The 18736-nt window shown below is 66.8% G+C and carries 15 protein-coding genes; 10 read left to right on the forward strand and 5 right to left on the reverse strand.

What is annotated here, in order from left to right; translation table 11 throughout:
• Positions 1-41: 41 nt before the first annotated feature.
• The 3 genes from J2X52_RS09970 to J2X52_RS09980 all read right to left on the reverse strand — a co-directional run bounded on the left by J2X52_RS09970 (position 42) and on the right by J2X52_RS09980 (position 3669).
• Complete coding sequence (locus J2X52_RS09970; RefSeq protein WP_310152349.1) at positions 42-1115, reverse strand: glycoside hydrolase family 43 protein; 1074 nt, start codon at positions 1113-1115, stop codon at positions 42-44.
• Positions 1112-2644: a carboxylesterase/lipase family protein gene (locus J2X52_RS09975; protein WP_310152492.1), complete on the reverse strand. Its 1533-nt coding sequence runs from the start codon at positions 2642-2644 to the stop codon at positions 1112-1114. Before J2X52_RS09975 ends, J2X52_RS09970 begins: the two co-directional genes overlap by 4 nt.
• A 71-nt stretch (positions 2645-2715) precedes the next feature.
• A complete protein-coding gene (locus J2X52_RS09980; RefSeq protein WP_310152353.1) occupies positions 2716-3669 on the reverse strand; it encodes an alpha/beta hydrolase in 954 nt (317 codons plus the stop codon).
• 204 nt (positions 3670-3873) lie between these two features.
• Here J2X52_RS09980 and J2X52_RS09985 point away from each other — a divergent pair, with 204 nt between their 5' ends.
• From J2X52_RS09985 to J2X52_RS10000, 4 genes are read left to right on the forward strand one after another with little or no spacing between them, the layout of a single operon-like run.
• The gene (locus J2X52_RS09985; RefSeq protein WP_310152494.1) at positions 3874-4665 is read left to right on the forward strand and encodes a 2-keto-4-pentenoate hydratase; all 792 of its coding nucleotides are present in this window, start codon (positions 3874-3876) and stop codon (positions 4663-4665) included.
• Positions 4662-5654, forward strand: coding sequence for a TRAP transporter substrate-binding protein (locus J2X52_RS09990; protein WP_310152355.1), 993 nt, complete (start codon positions 4662-4664; stop codon positions 5652-5654). Before J2X52_RS09985 ends, J2X52_RS09990 begins: the two co-directional genes overlap by 4 nt.
• A 29-nt stretch (positions 5655-5683) precedes the next feature.
• On the forward strand, positions 5684-6202 hold the full coding sequence (locus tag J2X52_RS09995) for a TRAP transporter small permease (protein WP_310152358.1): 519 nt from the start codon (positions 5684-5686) through the stop codon (positions 6200-6202).
• Position 6203: 1 nt separating this feature from the next.
• Positions 6204-7487, forward strand: coding sequence for a TRAP transporter large permease (locus J2X52_RS10000; RefSeq protein ID WP_310152361.1), 1284 nt, complete (start codon positions 6204-6206; stop codon positions 7485-7487).
• 1189 nt (positions 7488-8676) lie between these two features.
• Here J2X52_RS10000 and J2X52_RS10005 read toward each other — a convergent pair.
• Entirely contained in the window at positions 8677-9549 is an 873-nt protein-coding gene (locus tag J2X52_RS10005; RefSeq protein ID WP_310152364.1) for a methylglyoxal synthase, read from the reverse strand.
• Positions 9549-11012 carry a sugar porter family MFS transporter gene (locus tag J2X52_RS10010; RefSeq protein ID WP_310152497.1) on the reverse strand — a complete coding sequence of 488 codons (1464 nt, stop codon included), beginning with the start codon at positions 11010-11012 and terminating at the stop codon, positions 9549-9551. Before J2X52_RS10010 ends, J2X52_RS10005 begins: the two co-directional genes overlap by 1 nt.
• Before the next feature lie 466 nt (positions 11013-11478).
• Between J2X52_RS10010 and J2X52_RS10015 the strand changes: the two genes are divergently transcribed.
• From J2X52_RS10015 to J2X52_RS10040, 6 genes are all read left to right on the forward strand, one after another.
• A complete protein-coding gene (locus J2X52_RS10015) occupies positions 11479-13101 on the forward strand; it encodes a family 43 glycosylhydrolase (protein ID WP_310152367.1) in 1623 nt (540 codons plus the stop codon).
• 94 nt (positions 13102-13195) lie between these two features.
• A complete protein-coding gene (locus J2X52_RS10020) occupies positions 13196-14248 on the forward strand; it encodes a LacI family DNA-binding transcriptional regulator (protein WP_310152369.1) in 1053 nt (350 codons plus the stop codon).
• Positions 14249-14823: 575 nt separating this feature from the next.
• Positions 14824-15672, forward strand: coding sequence for a 5-dehydro-4-deoxy-D-glucuronate isomerase (gene kduI / locus J2X52_RS10025; RefSeq protein ID WP_310152372.1), 849 nt, complete (start codon positions 14824-14826; stop codon positions 15670-15672).
• Between the two features lie 45 nt (positions 15673-15717).
• Positions 15718-16473 (forward strand): 2-dehydro-3-deoxy-D-gluconate 5-dehydrogenase KduD, encoded by a 756-nt coding sequence (gene kduD / locus J2X52_RS10030; protein WP_310152374.1) that lies wholly within the window; start codon positions 15718-15720, stop codon positions 16471-16473.
• 82 nt (positions 16474-16555) lie between these two features.
• Positions 16556-17194, forward strand: a complete 639-nt coding sequence (locus J2X52_RS10035) for an RpiB/LacA/LacB family sugar-phosphate isomerase (RefSeq protein WP_310152376.1) — start codon at positions 16556-16558, stop codon at positions 17192-17194.
• A gap of 89 nt (positions 17195-17283) precedes the next feature.
• Positions 17284-18396, forward strand: coding sequence for a GDSL-type esterase/lipase family protein (locus J2X52_RS10040; protein ID WP_310152379.1), 1113 nt, complete (start codon positions 17284-17286; stop codon positions 18394-18396).
• Positions 18397-18736: the final 340 nt, after the last annotated feature.

An 18736-nucleotide genomic window follows, 5' to 3' on the forward strand; every position in this document is an offset into this window, starting at 1 on the left:
TGGATTCCGGAAGCGGGGTGGATGCGCGTCGGGCGCGGATATCAACGCACGAAGGGATCGATGGTGCGGATGCGGCCGTCGGCCTCGTGCACAAGCTCGGTCACCTTCGCGCTGCGCAGGTGGGTGCGGTCCGACAGCTCGGTGTCGTGATAGAACAGCCACCAGCGGCCATCGACTTCGACGATCGAGTGGTGCGTGGTCCAGCCCTGCACCGGCGCCAGCACGACGCCGCGATACGTGAACGGCCCGTACGGTGAGTCACCGATCGCATAGGCGATCGTGTGGGTGTCGCCGGTCGAATACGTGAAGTAGTAACGCCCATCGTGCCTGTGCACCCACGCGGCTTCGAAGAAGCGCCGGTCGAGATCGCCGCCGCGCAGCGGCGCACCGTCGTCGTCGAGCAGCATCACCTCGCGCGGCGTCTCGGCGAAGGACAGCAGATCGTCGGAGAGCCGGGCCACGCGCGGCATCAGCGCGGGCGCATTGGGTTGCTGCAGGTCGGTCTCGCCCATCGAAGCGTCGTAGGTGCCCGAGACCCAGCGCTGCAGCTGGCCGCCGTGGATGCCGCCGAAGTACATGTAGCGCGCACCGTCGTCGTCGGCGAACACCGCCGGATCGATGCTGTAGCTGCCGGCAATCGGCTCGGGCTGCGCAGTGAACGGCCCTTCGGGCCGCTCACCGGTGGCGACGCCGATGCGGAAGATGCCGTCGTGGTCCTTGGCCGGGAAGTACAGGTAATAGCGGCCGCCCTGCCGCGTGGCATCGGGCGCCCACAGTTGCCGCGATGCCCACGGCACGTCTTCGAGCCGCAGGCCGGGCCCATGCACCGTCACCGGTCCGCCGATGCGGTCCATCGACAGCACCCGGTAGTCGCGCATCACGAAGGCGCTGCCGGGTTCGTCGTCGCGCGGCGGCTCGTCGACGTCGTGCGAGCCGTAGACGTAGATGCGGCCGTCGAAGACGTGCGCCGACGGATCGGCGATGAAGACCTCGCGGACCAGCGGTGCGTGCCGGAACGTGGTCGCGCCGGCTGCTGGCGCATCGGTCGCGGTCGAAGCGCAGCCGGCGAGCAGTACAACGGCTGCGAGAGTCACTGCGGCATGGCGTGGGCTCACTGCGTACCTCGCTGGATAAAGGGTGCCTGCTGGTAGAGCATGCGCTCACCGCCACGTGGATCGTGTTCGAGACGCGCAGCGGCGTCGAACACCATCGTCTCGCGCGCCGCCATCGAGTACGGCGCCCACAACGGAATGCCGGTGTGGTTCGGATCGCCGCTGCGCGCGAAGGCCAGCAGTGCGTCTCGCATCGTTTCGGCCACGGCGCGCGCTTCGACCGTGTCGCCAGTCTTCGCGCCGGTGACGCCGGTGTTGCCGAACACCAGCGGGATGTCGAGCGTGTGGAACGCACGCCTGCGCGCCCCCTCTTCGGTACGCGGATACCAGTCGAGCTGGTAGGCCCAGGTGTTGGTGCCCTGTGCAGCGCGCACTTCGAGCTCCTCGACCGCGCCACGCCACGAGCGTCCGGCGGTGGTCGCCGCGAAGAACACCTCCGACGGCGTGTAGTCGGGATACAGGCGCCGGTACTCGGCCACGACGACGGCCGGGTCGAGATCGACGAACTGCTGCGTGCGCAGGTTCGCCGGCAGGTCGTCCCAGTGCATCGTGAAGTTGTGCGGGTCGTTGCCGAGGAATGCGCGGGTCTCGTCGCGGGTGTTGCCGATGACCATCGGGATGCGGGCGGACTGCGGCGGCGCGTCGGGCCAGAACGGATGCCGCGGCAGGTTGACCGTGTCCACGACCGGTCCAAAGTAGAGCGCGCTGTCTTCCACGCGCGAGGGGTCGCGCACCGTCTGCGCCTCGAGTAGCGCCTGCAGCGGCAGCGTGCGCAACCGGTCGATTTCTGCCGGCTGCAGGCCGAGTGCATCGAGGTAGATCTGCGCACGCTGGGTGGCGGCGCGCGGACCGGCGGCGGTGACCTGCTGGCCGCTCATCGTCCAGGCGCGATGGAACAGGCCGCGCGCGGCCGGCATCGCCATCAACGTGGCGATCTTGGCGCCGCCGCCGGACTGACCGAACACGGTGACGTTTCCGGCGTCGCCGCCGAACTCATGCGCATGCGCGCGCACCCACTCGAGTGCCTGGATCAGATCGAGCTGGCCCACGTTGCCGGCGTGTGCGAACGCGGCATCGCCCAGGTCACGCAGATGCAGATAGCCGAAGGCGTTGAGCCGGTGATTGAGGGTGACCACGACCACATCGCCGTGTCGACACAGCGCGCCGCCGTCGTAGAGCGGATCGCTGCCGGAACCGGTGGTGAATCCACCGCCATGGATGTAGACCAGAATCGGACGGCGCGCGCCGTCGCGCAGCGCTGGCGTCCACACGTTGACGCGCAGGCAGTCTTCGCTGCCAGGGCCTTCGCCGCCACGTTGCGGCGCCGACGGTCCGTAGTCGAGCGCATCGCGCACGCCGCGCCACCGCATCTCCTGCAGGGCCGGTTGCCAGCGACGCGGGGCGGTGTCGGCGCCATACGGCACGCCGCGGAACACGTGCACGCCGTCCTCGACCTGTCCGCCGATCTGTCCGCTGCGGGTGCGCGCGATGGTGGTCCTCGCCCGCGGACCGGCGCCGAATGCGCTCGGCATTACAGACAGCGCGGCAACGGTGGCGCCGACGCGCAACCAGTGGCGGCGCTGGGGATCGATAAGGTTCTGGGTCATGGGCCTGAAGTCTGTTCGTGGATCCAGTCGATCGCGAGCTGCGGCCAGCGCGCCAATGCACCGGTGGCGCCGCGCGTACCGAAGCCGTGGCCACCTCGCGGGAACACATGCAGCGACGTCTGCACGTCCGCCCGCAGCGCGGCGGCATGCATGGCGAGCGTATTGCCGACCGGTACGACCTCGTCGTCCTGTGCGTGCAGCAGGAACATCGGCGGTGTCTCCGCGGTGACATGCAGGTCCGGCGAAAAACGATCGAGCGTGGCGGACTTCGCATCGCCACTGACCGCGAGCACACGGTCGCGTGAACCACCATGCGCAAGCGGTGCGTGCATCGAGATCACCGGGTATACCAGCAATGCGAAATCAGGCCGCAACGACCGCGCATCGACGTCATCGGTCGCGGTATACGCCGCATCGGGCGTGGTGGCGAGGCGCGCCGCCACGTGACCGCCGGCGGAAAATCCCATGACGCCGACGCGCGCCGGATCGATGCCGTACTCGGCGGCATGCGCGCGGATCAAACGCATCGCGCGCTGGGCGTCGACCAGCGGTGCATCCGCGCCCTCGACATGCGAGGCATCGGGCAGGCGGTAGCGCAGCACGAAGAGAGTGATGCCCGCGGCCTCGACGAACGCCGGCACCAGCGCCGTGCCTTCCTTGTCGAGCACGATGCGTGCATAGCCGCCGCCCGGCGTGACCAGTAGTGCGGTGCCGCTCGGCCGCGCAGGCGCGTAGATGGCGAGGTAGGGCGCGCGCACGTCTTCGATGATGCGGTCAGGTACGGCGGAGTCGTCGCTGCGTTCGGTGATACGCCCGGCCTGCATACCCGCGTGCGCAGGCCACAGCGCGAGCTTAGGCACCGCATCGTCACGTGCGGGCGCGGCATGTATGGCTGCACACAGTGCGAGCAGGGCGCTGCCAAAAACCCCAACAATTCCTGGTCTGCGCATCGCAACCGCCCCGCCTCTCGTACCTGTCGTGGTGTTTTTGCCGCAGTGCACATTGAAGATGACACCGGTTTACCATACAAGACACGTCCAGGCATCGCGATCTGCGGTGCAGCAAACGGACACAGGCCAGGAGCAACCCGCTTGAACAACGCCTCCCCGCATCCGTCGACGTCGAAACCGACGTCGAGCGACGCCACCCGCGGCATCGTCGATGCCTTCCTCGACGCACGCCGCAACGGACATTCGCTGCCGGGTTTCCCTGGTGAGATTCCCGATGACCTCGTCGCCGCCTATGCCGTGCAGGACGCTGCGATCGCGCAGTGGCCCGACACGCTGGTCGGCTGGAAGGTCGGCTACATCGCCCCGGAAAAGCGCGATGCATCCGGCGACGAACGCCTGCTCGGGCCGGTGTTCCGCAACCGGCTGCAACGCGCGGACGCGGCCACCGAGTTCCACGTCTTCGAGGGCGGTTTCGGGGCAATCGAGGCCGAGTTCGTGCTGCGGCTCGATGCCGACGCACCGGTGGACAAGATCGACTGGACGCCCGACGAGGCCGCTGCGCTGCCGTCCACGCTGTTCATCGGCATGGAGGTCGCCAGCAGCCCGCTGGCGACCATCAACCAGCTCGGCCCGCGCGTGGTCGTGTCGGATTTCGGCAACAACAACGGACTGATCGTCGGCGGCGAGATCGCGGACTGGGCCACGCTCGACGAAGCGACGCTGACCGCGGAGAGCTGGATCGACGACGCGCGCGTCGGTACTGGCGGGGCGACGACGCTGCCCGGCGGTCTGCGCGCCGCATTCGCGTTCGCGCTGTCGCGCTCTGCGCGGCGCGGTCGGCCGCTGAAGGCTGGCGAGTTGATCGCGACCGGAAATGCCACCGGTATCCACGACATCCTCCCGGGCCAGCGTGCCCGCGTGGTGTTTCCGAGCCACGGCGAGCTGATGCTGACGGCACGCGCCGCCGCACCGCAACCGGAGGAGAGCGCGGCATGACGACACGGCGCGCCTTCCTCGCCGGACTCGGCGCGGCCTGCGCCGCGCCACTGATCCCTGCCGCATTGCGCGCCGACGAGGCAAACACGGTGCTGACCGCCACCGATGTGCACGTCGCCAACTACCCCACCGTCGAAGCGGTGAAGTGGATCGGCGAGACCATGGCACGTGAAACCGGCGGGCGCGTGCGCCTGCGCCAGTACCATTCCGGCCAGCTCGGGCGCGAGTCCGAAGCGATCGACATGGCGCGCTTCGGCGCGATCGACATGACGCGCGTGTACGCGGGTGCGCTCAACAACGCCTTTCCGCTGACCACCGCGTTGTGCCTGCCCTACGCGTTCGATTCCGTTGCGCACATGCGCCATGCGCTCGACAGCGGTGTGGCGCAGACCGTGCTCGACGGTTTCGGCACGCGCGATCTGGTCGGACTGGCGGTCTACGACAGTGGCGCGCGCTGCTTCTACAACACGCGCCATCCCATCGTCACGCCGAAGGACCTGCATGGCCTGAAGCTGCGCGTCGCCTCGTCGGACATGTTCATCGATCTGGTGCGCCTGCTCGGCGCCAATCCGACACCGATGTCGCTGGGCGACACGTTCTCCGGCATGGAGACGCGCATGATCGATGGCGCCGAGAACAATATGCGCAGCTTCCATTCGAGCCGGCATTTCGAGGCCGCGCGCTACTGGTCGCAGAGCGAGCATTCCTACGCCCCCGACATTCTGCTGATCTCGCGCCGCTCGCTGGATGCGCTGCGACCGGACGATCGCGATCTGCTGATCGACACCGCACGCGCATCGGTGCCGGTCATGCGCGACTTGTGGGACGCATCCGAAGGGGCTGCCCGCCAGTCGGTCGCCGATTACGGCATCGAGTTCAACGCTGTCGACATGGACGCCTTCCGCGCCGCCGCGCAGCCGATCCGCGATCGCTACCTGCAGCAGCCCGCCTTGCAGACTCTCTACCGTCGCATGCGCGACCTCGCCTGATCCAACCGGATCCGACACGGGAATCCACGATGTCCGAAGACACGACCCTCGCGCCCGAAGACGCACCGAAAACCGTCCTCGATCGCCTGGCTGACGCCGTCATCGCCGTTGCCGCCACTGCCCTGTTCGGGCTGGTGATCGTGCAGGGCTGGCAGGTGTTCGCCCGCTATGTGATCAACGATTCACCGAGCTGGACCGAGCCCGTCACCCTGCTGCTGCTCGCCACCGCGATGAGCCTGGGTGCAGCCGCCGGCGTGCACACCAACCGGCATTTCGGGTTCTTCCTGCTGCAGGAACACATGCGCCCGACCATCCGGCGCCTGGTCGAACTATTGGTGCCTCTGGTGATCGTCGCCATCGGCGCGGTCATCGCGTGGTGGGCGACGATCCTGCTGTTCGACGGACTCGGCATCAAGGCGGCCGGCGCGAATCTGCCGCAGAGCATCAACTATCTGCCGCTGTCGATCGGCGGCGCCCTGATGGTGCTGTTCGCACTCAACCGTTTCGTGCGCGTCCTGCGCCCGGCGCCGGCCGGGGAGGGCCACTGACATGGCGATCGCGCTGCTTTTCTTCGTCTTCGCGGTGTTGCTGATGCTCGGCGTGCCGGTGGCTTTCGCCCTGGCCGCTGCTGCGCTGGCGACGCTGCTGTATCTCGATCTGCCGACAATCGTGCTCGTGCAGCAGATCTCGGCCGGTACCGGCACTGCCTCGCTGATCGCGATTCCACTCTTCATATTCGCCGGCGAGATCATGATGCGCGGCGGCATCTCCGAGCGCCTGATCGCACTGGCCTCGTCGCTGGTCGGCCGGATGCGCGGCGGCTTGGGCCAGGTGTCGGTGCTGTCGTCGCTGTTCTTCGGCGGCGTGTCGGGCTCGGCGATCGCCGACGTGTCGGCCGTCGGCGGCACGATGATTCCGCAGATGGTCAAGCGCGGTTACGACCGCGACTTCGCGGTCAACGTCAGCATCACCGCAGCGCTTGTCGCCCTGCTGGTGCCGCCGTCGCACAACCTGATCCTCTACACCGCGGCGGCCGGCGGCGGCCTGTCGATTGCCGACCTGTTCGCGGCCGGCATCATGCCCGCACTGCTGATGACCGCGGCGCTGATGCTCACCGGCTATCTGGTCGCCCGGCAGCGTGGTTACGGCGTGGAGATCTTCCCGGGCTGGCGTGCGGTGCTGCTGCGGCTGGTGTCGGCACTGCCGGGCCTGGGCCTGGTCGCGCTGATCTTCGTCGGCATCCGGATGGGCATCTTCACTGCGGTCGAGAGCGCGGCGGTGGCAGTGGTCTATGCGCTGCTGGTGACGACCGTGCTGTACCGCCAGCTCCGGCTGCGCGAGTTCATGGAGACGATCGTGCATGCGGCGCGCAGCACCGGCGTGATCCTGTTCGTGATCGCGACGGCCTCGGTGTTCGGCTGGCTGCTGGCCTATCTGCAGGTGCCGGCGGCGGCGGTCGACTTCCTGCAGTCGTTCGCGCACAGCAAGCTCGCCGTGCTGCTGATGATCATCCTGGTGCTATTGCTGCTCGGCACTTTCATGGACCTGGCGCCGCTGATCTTGATCTGCACGCCGATCTTCCTGCCGGTCGCGCGCGCCTACGGTATCGATCCGATCCACTTCGGCCTGGTGCTGGTGCTGGCTGGCGGTCTGGGTCTGGTGACGCCGCCGGTAGGCTCGGTGCTGTTCATCGGCACCGCGATCGGCAAGATCACGGTGATGGAGAGCATGCGCACGATCTGGCCGTTCTGGATTGCGGGCTTCGTGGTGTTGTTGATCGTGGCGCTGTTCCCGGAAATGTCGTTGTGGTTGCCGGGGGTATTGCGCGCCTGATCGGCGGGTGGTTATTGATCACGAGACGGCTCCGCTTGCGGGGCCGTTTCTTTTTGTTGGACCAGCCTAGCGTTGATTATGTGTTTGCTTGTGCTTTCGCCTTTCGCTGCTGTTCGCCTTCGCTCCACCGCGGTCATTCCCGCGAAAGCGGGAGGCGCTTTTCAACAGCGCTTAGCGCTGGTCATCCATGTTGATCGTGCTGTGGCTATCGTTTCGTCCCTTGCCTTGCCTTGGCTTTCAGCTTTTGACTTCAATCGAGCCGTAGAGCGAGCCGAGCATCGCAGGGCGGCGGGGTCGAAGAGCAGCCCATGTCTGAGCGAAGCGAGTTTGGGCTGCGTGCCTCGCTGCCCGAGAAGCGCAGGGGACCGCCGCGGCTGTATCGCGGCGGATCGCGTCCGGCGAAGACGGTTTTGCTTACTTTTGCCAAGACAAAAGTAAGCCGCGCGACAGCGCGGAAGCCCTGTACTTGATCTTCGCGAAGCGGGCGTTTCGCTTCAGTGCGCGTAGCGCCAATGGGGAAGCCAAGGCCAAGGCCGAAAAGCTCAAGCAAGTGCAGGGCTTTCGCCCGCTGCGCGTGCGAGTCCCTTTTGGAGGGACCCAAAAGGAACCAAAAGGTCCCTTCGCCGGACGCGAGCCGACGCGATGAAGCCGCGTCGGTGCCCTGTGCTCCTAGCCTGACGCGGCACGCAGCCCAAACTCGCTGCGCTCAGACATGGGCTGCTCTTCGGCCCCGCCAGGCTCCGGTGCTCGGCTCGCTCTACGGCTCGATTCAAGTCAAAAGCTGAGAGCCAAAGCCAAAGCCAAATCCAAATCCAAGGCCCAAGGCCCAAGGCCCAAGGCCCAAGGCGGGGCAGGGCAGGGCACAGCACAGCCAACGTACCGCTGGAAAAGAACACTGGAGCGGGTTCGGGTTCGGGTCCGGCGTCATGGATGCGACACCGTCAGTCTGCGCGCGCGAAGCGTACCCCTGGCTATAGCTGTTCGCGCGCAAGCGCGCTCCTACCCATCAGCCCCCCTTTGTAGGAGCGCGCTTGCGCGCGAGGGCCTTTCTACGTGCACACGCACATACAGAGTGATCTTGCCGGACATCCCTCGCGCGCGAGCGCGTTCCTACAGGAAGCATCGGATGATCGAATGCGGGTGGCCGGACGCAGCGCCAGCGACCGGAGGTCTCAGCGCACGTGCAGGTTCAGGCCATCGCCGCGCGGCGCGCTGCCGCCTGCGCCCATCGGTCGGCAACTGCCGGCGAGGTCAGGCAGGCCACCGTATCGGTCACAGTGGTGACCGCGCGCTCGAGCAACTGGATGTCGGCCTCGTGCTGGCGCGCGACATGCGGATCCTCGAAGAACACCGCGCGCTGACAGCGGCCGGACAGCACCAGGTCTGCAATCTGTGCGTCGCCGCCGAGCGGACCGCTCTGGAAGCGCTGCGTCCAGGGCTGATCGACGGGCCAGCCGCGCTGCCAAGCGAGATCATTGAGCAACTGGCCGGTCGTACCGGTGGCGACGCGCCCATTGAAGCGAGACAGCAGATCGAAATGCTGTTCGACGAACGCGAGCATCCGCGGCTTCATCGCGTCGTGGGCGATCAGCGCGATTGTCTGCTGTTCGAACGCGTGCAGATCGTCGGCGCCCGGATCAGCCGGCAGGCCAGCGTGCAGACGCTCGCTTTCGATGAAGTCGCGCGCCGAGGCGACGGTCGACAGGAACGGTTTGCCCTGGATCACGCACTGGCGTTTCAACGCCACCGCTTCGGGAAAGATCGATGACGGATCCACCGGGTCGATCAGATAGACCACACCGTCGAGCGTGCGCGCCGGGCCGAGGCCGACGATCTCGGCGACCAGCGTCATCAGGCCGCCTTCGCGGCCGTAGGGATAGCGCTGCAGGCCCGTGTGACCTGGGAGCGCGTCACGTTCGACGATCGCGTCGAAGGTGCGGCCCACGGCGTGCAATCCAATGTCGAGTGCACGGATACCTGCGCCGCTGGCGCGCAGCCAGCGGAACAGGGCGGCATCCGGACGCGCGTGATGCAGCCGGTTGGCGGCCAGTCCCAGACGCATCAGCCTTCCATCTGCTCGAGTTCGCGGCCGCGCGTCTCGTTGACGTAGCGCAGCACGAACACCACCGACAGCGCCGCGGCGATCGCGTAGAGGCCGTACGCGCCCGCCAGGCCGATGCCCGCCAGCAGCATCGGGAAGGTCCAGGTGATCAGGAAGTTCGCGCCCCACTGGAACAGGCCGGCGACCGCCAGGCCCGAACCGCGGATCTGGTTGGGGAACATCTCGCCGAGCATGACCCACATCACCGGGCCCCACGAGGCGTTGAAGAAGATCACGTAGAGGTTCGCGGCGACCAGCGCGAGCAGACCCATCGAGTCGGACAGCACCAGGCGGCCGTCGTCACCGAGCGTGCCGGTCCAGAACGCGGCGGTCACCGCCGCCAGCGTGACCGCCATGCCGGCCGAGCCGATCCACAGCAGCGGCTTGCGGCCGATGCGGTCGACCAGCAGCAGCGACACGACGCAGGCGCCGATGCTCAGCGCGCCGGAGAGCACGTTGATCAGCAGCGCATCGTTTTCCGAGAAGCCGACCGCCTGCCACAGCACCGCGCCGTAATAGAACACGACGTTGATGCCGACCAGCTGCTGGAACACGGCCAGACCGATGCCGACCCAGACGATCGGGCGCACGCGCCCCGTGACCTTGGACACGAGATCGGAGAACTTCGGGCGATGCAGATCGGAGGCCAGCGAATCGCGGATCTCGCCGAGCTTGCGGCGGCCGTCGATGTCGCCGTACAGGCGTACCAGCACGGCTTCGGCCTGTGCCAGCCGGCCGCGCGCGACCAGGAAGCGCGGGCTCTCGGGAATCGCGAACAGCGCAACGAGAAACAGCGCCGCCGGTACCATCTCGATCCAGAACATCCAGCGCCAGGCGGCGTAGCCGGCCCAGAATTCCACCGTCGAGCCGCCGGCCACGCGCGCGAGCAGATAGTTGCTGAGGAAGGCGGCGAACAGGCCCCCGATGATCGCGATCTGCTGCACCGTCGCCAGCCGGCCGCGGTAACGCGCCGACGATACCTCGGCGATGTAGGCGGGCGACATCACGCTGGCCGCGCCGACGGCGAGGCCGCCGATGATGCGGTAGAGCACGAATTCCAGCGAACCGGTCGCGATACCCGAGCCCCAGGCCGATATCAGGAACAGCACGGCGGCCACGATCAGCAGCGTGCGGCGGCCGAACACGTCTGCCAGCCGGCCGGCGAAGAACGCGCCGACTGCGCAGCCCAGCAGCATGGACGCGACATTGAAGCCCGTGCCCACGGAGTCGGAATTGAACGCCCGCTGCAGGCCGTCGACCGTGCCGTTGATGACGCCGCTGTCGAATCCGAACAGGAATCCGCCGATCGTCGCCACACAGCTGATCAGGACGATCAGCCGTGTGTTTTCCCCCGCCTGTGTTGCCGTCATGTGCATCCCCTCCCGAGGGCGTGTCGTCGCGCGCTCAGCGGCGCGTGTTCGAATTCAACAAGTTCGTTCCAAGCGCGCGTCTGCTGCTGCGCTGGCGCGGCTCGCCGGAGCGTAACGCAATCGCGCACAGGTGCTGCGGGCTGCATTCGTCTTCGGCCGGTGACACTGCATCCTCCTCTGCTCGGACCGCACGGCGCGCTGCGGTCCGAGTGAGCGGTGAGGCCCTCGCTGTCAGTGCGGACAATCGACTGGAAGGTGCTGTCGCCAGCAGCGCGATGCGTCGCGCGCCGGGAACGGCTTGGACTGGACGCACATCGACGCACGCCGTTATGCGGAAAGAACTGACTATCGGTGTCACTGAATGCCCGCCGCGGCTGCCTGATGCGTGTCGACTGTAGCGAGGCGCATCGTCAAAGCCTTGCTGCGTCGCAAAATGATCGATGCGCGCGGCTCTGCTACGGTCGAATGACTATCGGTGTCATCCAACGGATGAGCGACCGTTCCCGCCTTGGAGTTGCTGATGTCGCGATCGATGTTGCGTGCCCCCGTTCTCGTTGCCTGTCTCGCAGGCCTGTCGCTCGCTGCCGGCGCGTTCGCCGCGCCACCGGCTGCCAGCGCCACTTCGGACGCATCGCCCTGGGCGCGCGGCATCGAGAACCAGCGCAAGGCCGATCTGGGCGACGGTACCTTCCTCAACCCGGTGTTCGCGGGCGATCGCCCGGATCCGTCGGTGCTCAAGGATGGAGACGACTACTACCTCACGTCATCCTCGTTCGACGCCTATCCGGGCCTGCCGCTGTGGCACTCGCGCGATCTGGTGAACTGGCAGCCGCTCGGCCACGCGATCACCAAGAACGTCGGCTCCATCTGGGCGCCGGACATCATCAAGCACGGCGAGCGCTACTACATCTATTTCCCCGCGCGCACCGGCGGCACCGAAGGCAGCGAGCGCAGCAATTACGTGGTCTGGGCCGACGACATCAAGGGGCCGTGGAGCGAGCCGGTGAACATCGGCCTCGGCCGCTACATCGATCCCGGCCACGCGGTCGGCGAAGACGGCAAGCGCTACCTTTTCCTCAGCGGCGGCGCCTACGTACAGCTCTCCGACGATGGCCTCAGTGTGGTCGGCGAGCCGAAGCATGTCTACGACGGCTGGCAGTATCCGGAGGACTGGGATGTCGAGGCCTACGCCCAGGAAGGCCCGAAGATCAATTTCCGTGATGGCTGGTACTACATGACCACGGCCGTCGGCGGCACGGCCGGTCCGCCGACCGGTCACATGGTGATCACCGCGCGCTCGCGTTCGATCCACGGCCCGTGGGAGAACTCGCCGCACAACCCGATCGTGCGCACCGTCGATCGCGCCGAGCCGTGGTGGTCGCGCGGCCACGCGACCATCGTCGAGGGTACCGACGACCGCTGGTGGATGATCTATCACGGCTACGAGAACGGGTACTGGACGCTCGGTCGGCAGGCGTTGCTCGAGCCGATCGAATGGACCGACGATGGCTGGTTCGTCGCCAAGGGCGGCGATCTCGGCCAGCCGCTGGTCAAGCCCGCCGGCGAGTCGGTCGGCCAGCACGGCATGGCGCTCTCCGACGATTTCAGCGGTGACACCCTCGGCGCGCAATGGTCGTTCTACGACCCCACGCAGACCGAGTACGAGCGTCTGTCGTTCGGTGACGGCACGCTGACGCTGCAGGGCAAGGGCACGCAGCCGCGCGACAGTTCGCCGTTGACGGTGATCGCCGGCGACAAGTCCTACGAATTCCAGGTGGGAATGGAGATCGAGCCGGGCGCGCAGGGCGGCGCGCTGCTGTTCTACAGCGACAAACTGTATGTGGGCGTGGGCAGCAACGGCGAGCGTTTCATCATGCATCGCTACGGCGAGGAACGTCCCAACCAGATCGCGCCCAGCGCCGCCGGGGGCAAGCTCTGGATGCGGGTCAAGAACGATCAGCACATCGTCACCATCCACACCAGCACCGACGGCGAAACCTGGACCAAATATCCGGTGCAGATGGAAATCTCCGGCTACCACCACAACGTGGCCGGTCGCTTCCTCGCAGTGAAGCCGGCGATCTACGCGGCCGGCGAAGGCAAGGTGCACTTCCGCGACTTCCGGTACCGCGCCCTGGACTGACAGGTCCGCCCGGGTGACCGGCGCCGCCGCACGGCGGCCCGGGAACTGCCGCTAGAATGGAAACCGCGCGACAACCCGACGGACGGAACGGCCGATGCCTGCAGCAAAGAAGACACCCAAGGCGCCGGCCGTGCGGGATCCATCGCGTCCCGCGACGATCAACGACATTGCCCGGCTCGCCGGCGTGTCGAAGAAAACCGTGTCGCGGATCATCAACCACTCGCCACTGGTGCGGCAGGACACGCGCGAGAAGGTCGAGACGCTGATGCGAGAGGTCGGCTATTCGCCCGACCCGCTGGCGCGCGGACTCGCATTCCGCCGCTCGTTCCTGATCGGCATGGTCTACGACAATCCGACCGCGCAGTTCATCGTCAACATGCAGTACGGCGCGCTGGATTCGTTGCGCGGTTCGGGCTTCGAGCTGGTGGTGCATCCCTGCGACAGCCGCAGCCCCGATTACGTCGACGGCGTGCGGCGGTTCGTGCAGCAGCAGAAGCTGCACGGCGTGATGCTGGTGCCGCGCGTGTCGGAAGATCCGGCGCTGGCGTCGATGCTCGATTCGATCGGCGTGCGCTACGTGCGTATCGCCGCGGTCTCGATGGACAAGCCCGAGCGCATGGTCGTGACCCATGACCACGACGGCGCAGCGGAAGTGGCCGATTATCTGCAGTCGCTGGGTCACCGCGATATCGCCCTGATCACGGGTCCGCGTGACTACCGTTCCTCGATCGAACGCACCGGCGGCTTCCTGTCGGCGCTGCAGAAGCGCGGCATCGAACTGCCCAAGTCGCGCGTCGTCGAGGCGGGCTACACCTTCGAATCCGGCGTCGCCGCGGCGGAAAAACTGCTGTCGGGCAAGAAGCGACCGACCGCGATCTTCTGCGGCAACGACGAAATGGCCGCGGGCGTCTATCGCGTGGCGATGCGCGACGGCATCAACGTGCCGCGCGACCTGTCGGTCGTCGGCTACGACGACAGCCCGCTGGCGACGCGCCTGTGGCCGCCGCTGACCTCGGTGCGTCGCGACACCCGCGACACCGGCCGCATCGCCGCGGCGATGCTGATCCAGCCCGAGGACGGTCCACGCCCGCTGGCGAGCGTGCGTCCGCATCTGATCCTGCGCGATTCCTGCCAGCCACCAAGATAAGACGCTGTCTGCCGCCGTCGGCGGCAGACGCCACTGCCCCTCTCCCTCCGGGAGAGGGGAGGACCGCCTGCGAAGCAGGTGGTGGGGTGAGGGCTCTTGCGGCGTCTTCACACCGCACAGCTTCGTGCAAGGTATTTGAGCTGAGGCCGTGCGTGCAGATTTAAAGGCCATCCGGATTGCGACGTCGTCATTCCGGCGAAGGCCGAAGCGCTTTTCGACCGCCGCATGGCGGGACAATCCAGCGACTTCGACCGAGGGCGCGGGCTGCGCTAATCCACGCAGTACCGTTCGGCCGACCATAGTGCGCATCAATGAGGATTCGTAGTTTTTTACTGGGCAAGCCACTGGATTCCGGCTTTCGCCGGAATGACGGTTGAAAAATGGCGCGCGCCAGGCAACGCGATCGCGCGGACACCGGTGGGGTCTGGGCTTGGCCGCGCAGTCATCTATCGAACTTATTCACCCATGCCGCGCCGCGGAATGACACCGGTTACCGAACATCATAGAATGGCCGTCCGCGCAAGAACCCGGCGCCATGCCGTGGTGACCGCGCCCTGTTCTGTCTGGAGCCCGTCATGTACCAGAAGACCTATCACGCGACCCATCCCGGTGTGATGCAGGGCATCTCCAATGACGCTCTGCGCGATCTGTACCTGCTCGACTGTCTGTTCGTCGACGACGCGATCCGTCTGAGCTACACCCATTACGAACGCTTCGTCATCGGTGGCGCATCGCCGGTCGCCGGTCCGCTGTCGCTGCCCACGCAGACCGAACCCGCGTCCGCGGCGGGCCGTCCGTTCCTGGAGCGTCGCGAACTTGGCATCGTCAATGTCGGCGCAGGCGCCGGCACGGTGACCGTCGATGGCACCGCTTACGCGCTCGCACCGAAGGACGGGCTGTACGTGCCGATGGGCAGCGCTGAGGTCGTGTTCGCTTCGGATGACGCGTCCGCGCCCGCGAAGTTCTATCTCGCTTCGACGCCGGCGCATGCGCGCTTCGAGACGAAGAAGATCTCGATCTCCGACGCGGTGCCGCTCGAACGCGGGTCGCTTGAAACCAGCAACGAACGCACGATCTACCAGTACATCGTGCCGGCGACCTGCCAGTCCTCGCAGCTGCTGCTCGGTCTGACGATCCTCAAGCCGGGCAGCGTCTGGAACACGATGCCGCCGCATCTGCACGACCGCCGCAGCGAGGTCTATTTCTATTTCGATCTCGGCGACGCCGATCGGGTCTACCACTTCATGGGCGAGCCCGACGCGCAGCGCCACATCGTGGTGCGCAGCAACGAGGCCGTCGTCTCGCCGCCGTGGTCGATCCACATGGGCGCCGGCACGTCGAACTACTGCTTCATCTGGGCGATGGGCGGCGAGAACCTCGATTACACCGACATGCACGTGCTGGACATCTGCCAGCTCAAGTAACCGGCCGCACGTGGCCACTCACGCATCGCAACAGGGAGCAACGCAATGACGAATCCGTTCAGTCTCGAAGGCAAGGTCGCGCTGGTCACCGGCGCCAATACCGGCCTGGGACAGGGCATCGCAGTGGCACTGGCCGAAGCCGGCGCCGACATCGCCGCGGCCGGTATCAGCCCGCCGACCGAGACCGAAGCCAAGGTCAAGGCGCTGGGCCGCAGGTTCGTGGCGATCGAAGCCAACCTGACCAGCATCGAGCCGGTCGCGCGCCTGCTGCAGGAAACGCTCGACGGCCTCGGCGGCGTCGACATCCTTGTCAACAACGCCGGTCTGATCCGTCGCGCCGACGCGGTCGATTTCAGCGAGCAGGACTGGGACGACGTGATGAACGTCAACATCAAGTCCGCGTTCTTCCTGTCGCAGGCCGTCGGCCGCCACTTCATTGCGCAGGGCAGTGGCAAGATCATCAACATCGCCTCGATGCTGTCGTTCCAGGGCGGCATCCGCGTGCCCTCGTACACCGCCAGCAAGTCGGGCATCGCCGGCATCACCCGCCTGCTCGCCAACGAGTGGGCCGGCAAGGGCGTCAACATCAACGCCATCGCGCCGGGCTACATGGCGACCGACAACACCGCGCAGCTGCGCGCCGACGAAGCCCGCAACAAGTCGATCCTCGATCGCATCCCGGCCGCGCGCTGGGGCGAGCCGTCGGATCTCGGCGGCACGGCGGTATTCCTCGCCAGCCGCGCGTCCGATTACGTCAATGGCGCGGTGATTCCGGTCGACGGCGGCTGGCTCGCGCGCTGATCCCTTCCCGGACGAGCGGAACCCGCCGCACCGGCGGGTTTCGCAGTTCCACCTCCCCTCGAATCACGCAAAGAGAGTCTTCATGAAAATCGCATTGATGCAGGAATTCAGCCAGGCCGCCAAGAACCCGGTCGTGCTGGAGCAGCTCAACACCGTGGCAGCCGACAAGGGCCACACCGTCTTCAACGTCGGCATGGACGGTGACAACGACCACCGCCTGACCTACATCCACCTCGGCATCATCGGCAGCCTGCTGCTGAATTCGAAGGCGGTCGATTTCGTCGTCGCCGGCTGCGGCACGGGCCAGGGCGCGCTGATGTCGCTCAACGCGTGGCCGGGTGTGTACTGCGGCTACTGCATCGAGCCGACCGACGCCTTCCTGTTCGCGCAGGTCAACAACGGCAATGCGCTGGCCATTCCGTTCGCCAAGGGCTACGGCTGGGGCGCGGAAATCAACATCCGCTACATCTTCGAGAAGGCGTTCGACGGCGAGCGCGGCCAGGGCTACCCGGCCGAGCGAAAGGAATCGCAGATGACCAACGCCGGCATCCTGGCCGACGTCAAGAAGGGCGCGTCCAAGGACTTCGTCGAAGGCCTGAAGGCGATCGACCAGGAGCTGGTGAAGCAGGCCGTCGGTGGCGAACGCTTCCAGAAGGCGTTCTTCGACAACGCCCAGGACGAGGCCATCGTCGCCTACGTCAAGGGCGTGCTGGGCAAGTAAGCCCCGCGCGACACCGTTGCACGACGCAGGCCGTGGCCATGGCGCGGCGGCCTGCGGTTCCATCCAGAATTCCGCAGGGCGCCGTCATGATGAAACGTCTGCTGTCGCTCTTGCTCCTGTGTGCCGCGGGCACCGCGTTCGCCGCATCGCCTGCTCCGCATCGCATCTTCATCGCCGGTGATTCCACCGCGGCGACCTACGGCGCCGAGCGCGCGCCACAGGCCGGCTGGGGGCAGAAGTTCCCGAACTGGACCGCTGAAGGCTGGGACGTCCGCAACCACGCCGTGGGCGGGCGCAGCACGCGCAGTTTCATCGACGAAGGCCGGCTCGACGCGATCGCCAGCGAGATCGGCGCGGGCGATGTCCTGCTGATCCAGTTCGGCCACAACGATGCCAAGCGCGAGGACGCCACCCGCTATACCGATCCCGCGACCGACTATCCGCAGCTGCTGCAGCGCTTTGTGGAGGTCGCACGCGCAAACGGTGCGACGCCGATTCTGATCACCCCGGTCGCGCGGCTGCTCTACGATTTCCGCTCGCTGGTCGACACCCATGGCCGCTACACGCTGGCGATGCAGGACCTGGCGAGTCGTGAAAATGTCGCGCTGATCGACCTCAACGCCACGTCCAGCGACTGGATCCGCGCGCATGGCGAGGAGGGCGCCAAGCCCTACTTCATGCACATGCCCGCGCAGGGCAAGACCGATGGCACCCATTTCAGCGAGGCCGGCGCCGATGCCGTGGCCTGCCTCGTCGCGGCCGGCTGGCGCGGCATCGATGCCGATGCGCCGGTCAAGGCCGTGACCGCGGCCGACTGTCACGTGTTGCCCGCACCGCCTGTGGCGCCGGTATCCCCCTCCGTCGTCGTGCAGGAGCGCGACATCGCGATCACCCAGCCCGGCCCGCACGACGGCCTCGGCACGACGACCGCGTACCCGTTCTTCTCGGACTCCACCGGCTTCGACCTGATCTTCCGCAAGCGCGCCTTCCATCCGGGCGCGACGATCGGCGACCACGTCAACGACAAGGACGAGATCTACTACGTGCTGTCGGGCCGCGGCCGCCTGACCTTGAACGACACCGTGCGCGAGGTCGGCCCCGGCGACGCCATCCTGACCCGCAACGGCGACCGTCATGCGCTGGCGCAACTGGACGACGAGGAACTGGTGATCTTCATCGTGTATCAGCCGGTGAAGCGCTAGGGCCATTTCTAACGAATCGCTTTAGGCGTTCTGACGGGGTAGGTAGGCTTTCGAGCGGTTCGCGAATCGCTGAAATCGTCATTCCCGCCTTCGCGGGAACGACGGCCGTTTGCCCGAGGGTGTCGGAGAAAGCCCCTCGTTTCTGAGCGCGTGCAGCAATGCTTCCAGCCAACCGCGGAACGGATCCTTGGCGGGCCAAGCGTGAACTCCAGGCCGGGCTTCAGGTGATCACAGGCAGTCTTAGCAGGCGTCGCAGGGACCTCGCTCAGCCGTGCGATGGCACAGCCCCCGCCAATCGGCGAAAATGTCCTGGCCGCGGATCCCATCCGATCCCGGCACG

The sequence above is a fragment of the Luteimonas sp. 3794 genome (assembly GCF_031456825.1).
Taxonomy (GTDB): domain Bacteria; phylum Pseudomonadota; class Gammaproteobacteria; order Xanthomonadales; family Xanthomonadaceae; genus Luteimonas.

Bases quoted from the DNA above. Each gene is read 5' to 3' on its own strand.
- kduI (WP_310152372.1), top strand. From the start codon at position 14,824: ATGTACCAGAAGACCTATCACGCGACCCATCCCGGTGTGATGCAGGGC.
- J2X52_RS10040 (WP_310152379.1), top strand. From the start codon at position 17,284: ATGAAACGTCTGCTGTCGCTCTTGCTCCTGTGTGCCGCGGGCACCGCG.
- J2X52_RS09975 (WP_310152492.1), bottom strand. From the start codon at position 2,644: ATGCCGAGCGCATTCGGCGCCGGTCCGCGGGCGAGGACCACCATCGCG.
- J2X52_RS09990 (WP_310152355.1), top strand. From the start codon at position 4,662: ATGACGACACGGCGCGCCTTCCTCGCCGGACTCGGCGCGGCCTGCGCC.
- J2X52_RS10000 (WP_310152361.1), top strand. From the start codon at position 6,204: ATGGCGATCGCGCTGCTTTTCTTCGTCTTCGCGGTGTTGCTGATGCTC.
- J2X52_RS09980 (WP_310152353.1), bottom strand. From the start codon at position 3,669: ATGCGCAGACCAGGAATTGTTGGGGTTTTTGGCAGCGCCCTGCTCGCA.
- J2X52_RS09995 (WP_310152358.1), top strand. From the start codon at position 5,684: ATGTCCGAAGACACGACCCTCGCGCCCGAAGACGCACCGAAAACCGTC.
- J2X52_RS10005 (WP_310152364.1), bottom strand. From the start codon at position 9,549: ATGCGTCTGGGACTGGCCGCCAACCGGCTGCATCACGCGCGTCCGGAT.
- kduD (WP_310152374.1), top strand. From the start codon at position 15,718: ATGACGAATCCGTTCAGTCTCGAAGGCAAGGTCGCGCTGGTCACCGGC.
- J2X52_RS10015 (WP_310152367.1), top strand. From the start codon at position 11,479: ATGTCGCGATCGATGTTGCGTGCCCCCGTTCTCGTTGCCTGTCTCGCA.
- J2X52_RS10020 (WP_310152369.1), top strand. From the start codon at position 13,196: ATGCCTGCAGCAAAGAAGACACCCAAGGCGCCGGCCGTGCGGGATCCA.
- J2X52_RS10035 (WP_310152376.1), top strand. From the start codon at position 16,556: ATGAAAATCGCATTGATGCAGGAATTCAGCCAGGCCGCCAAGAACCCG.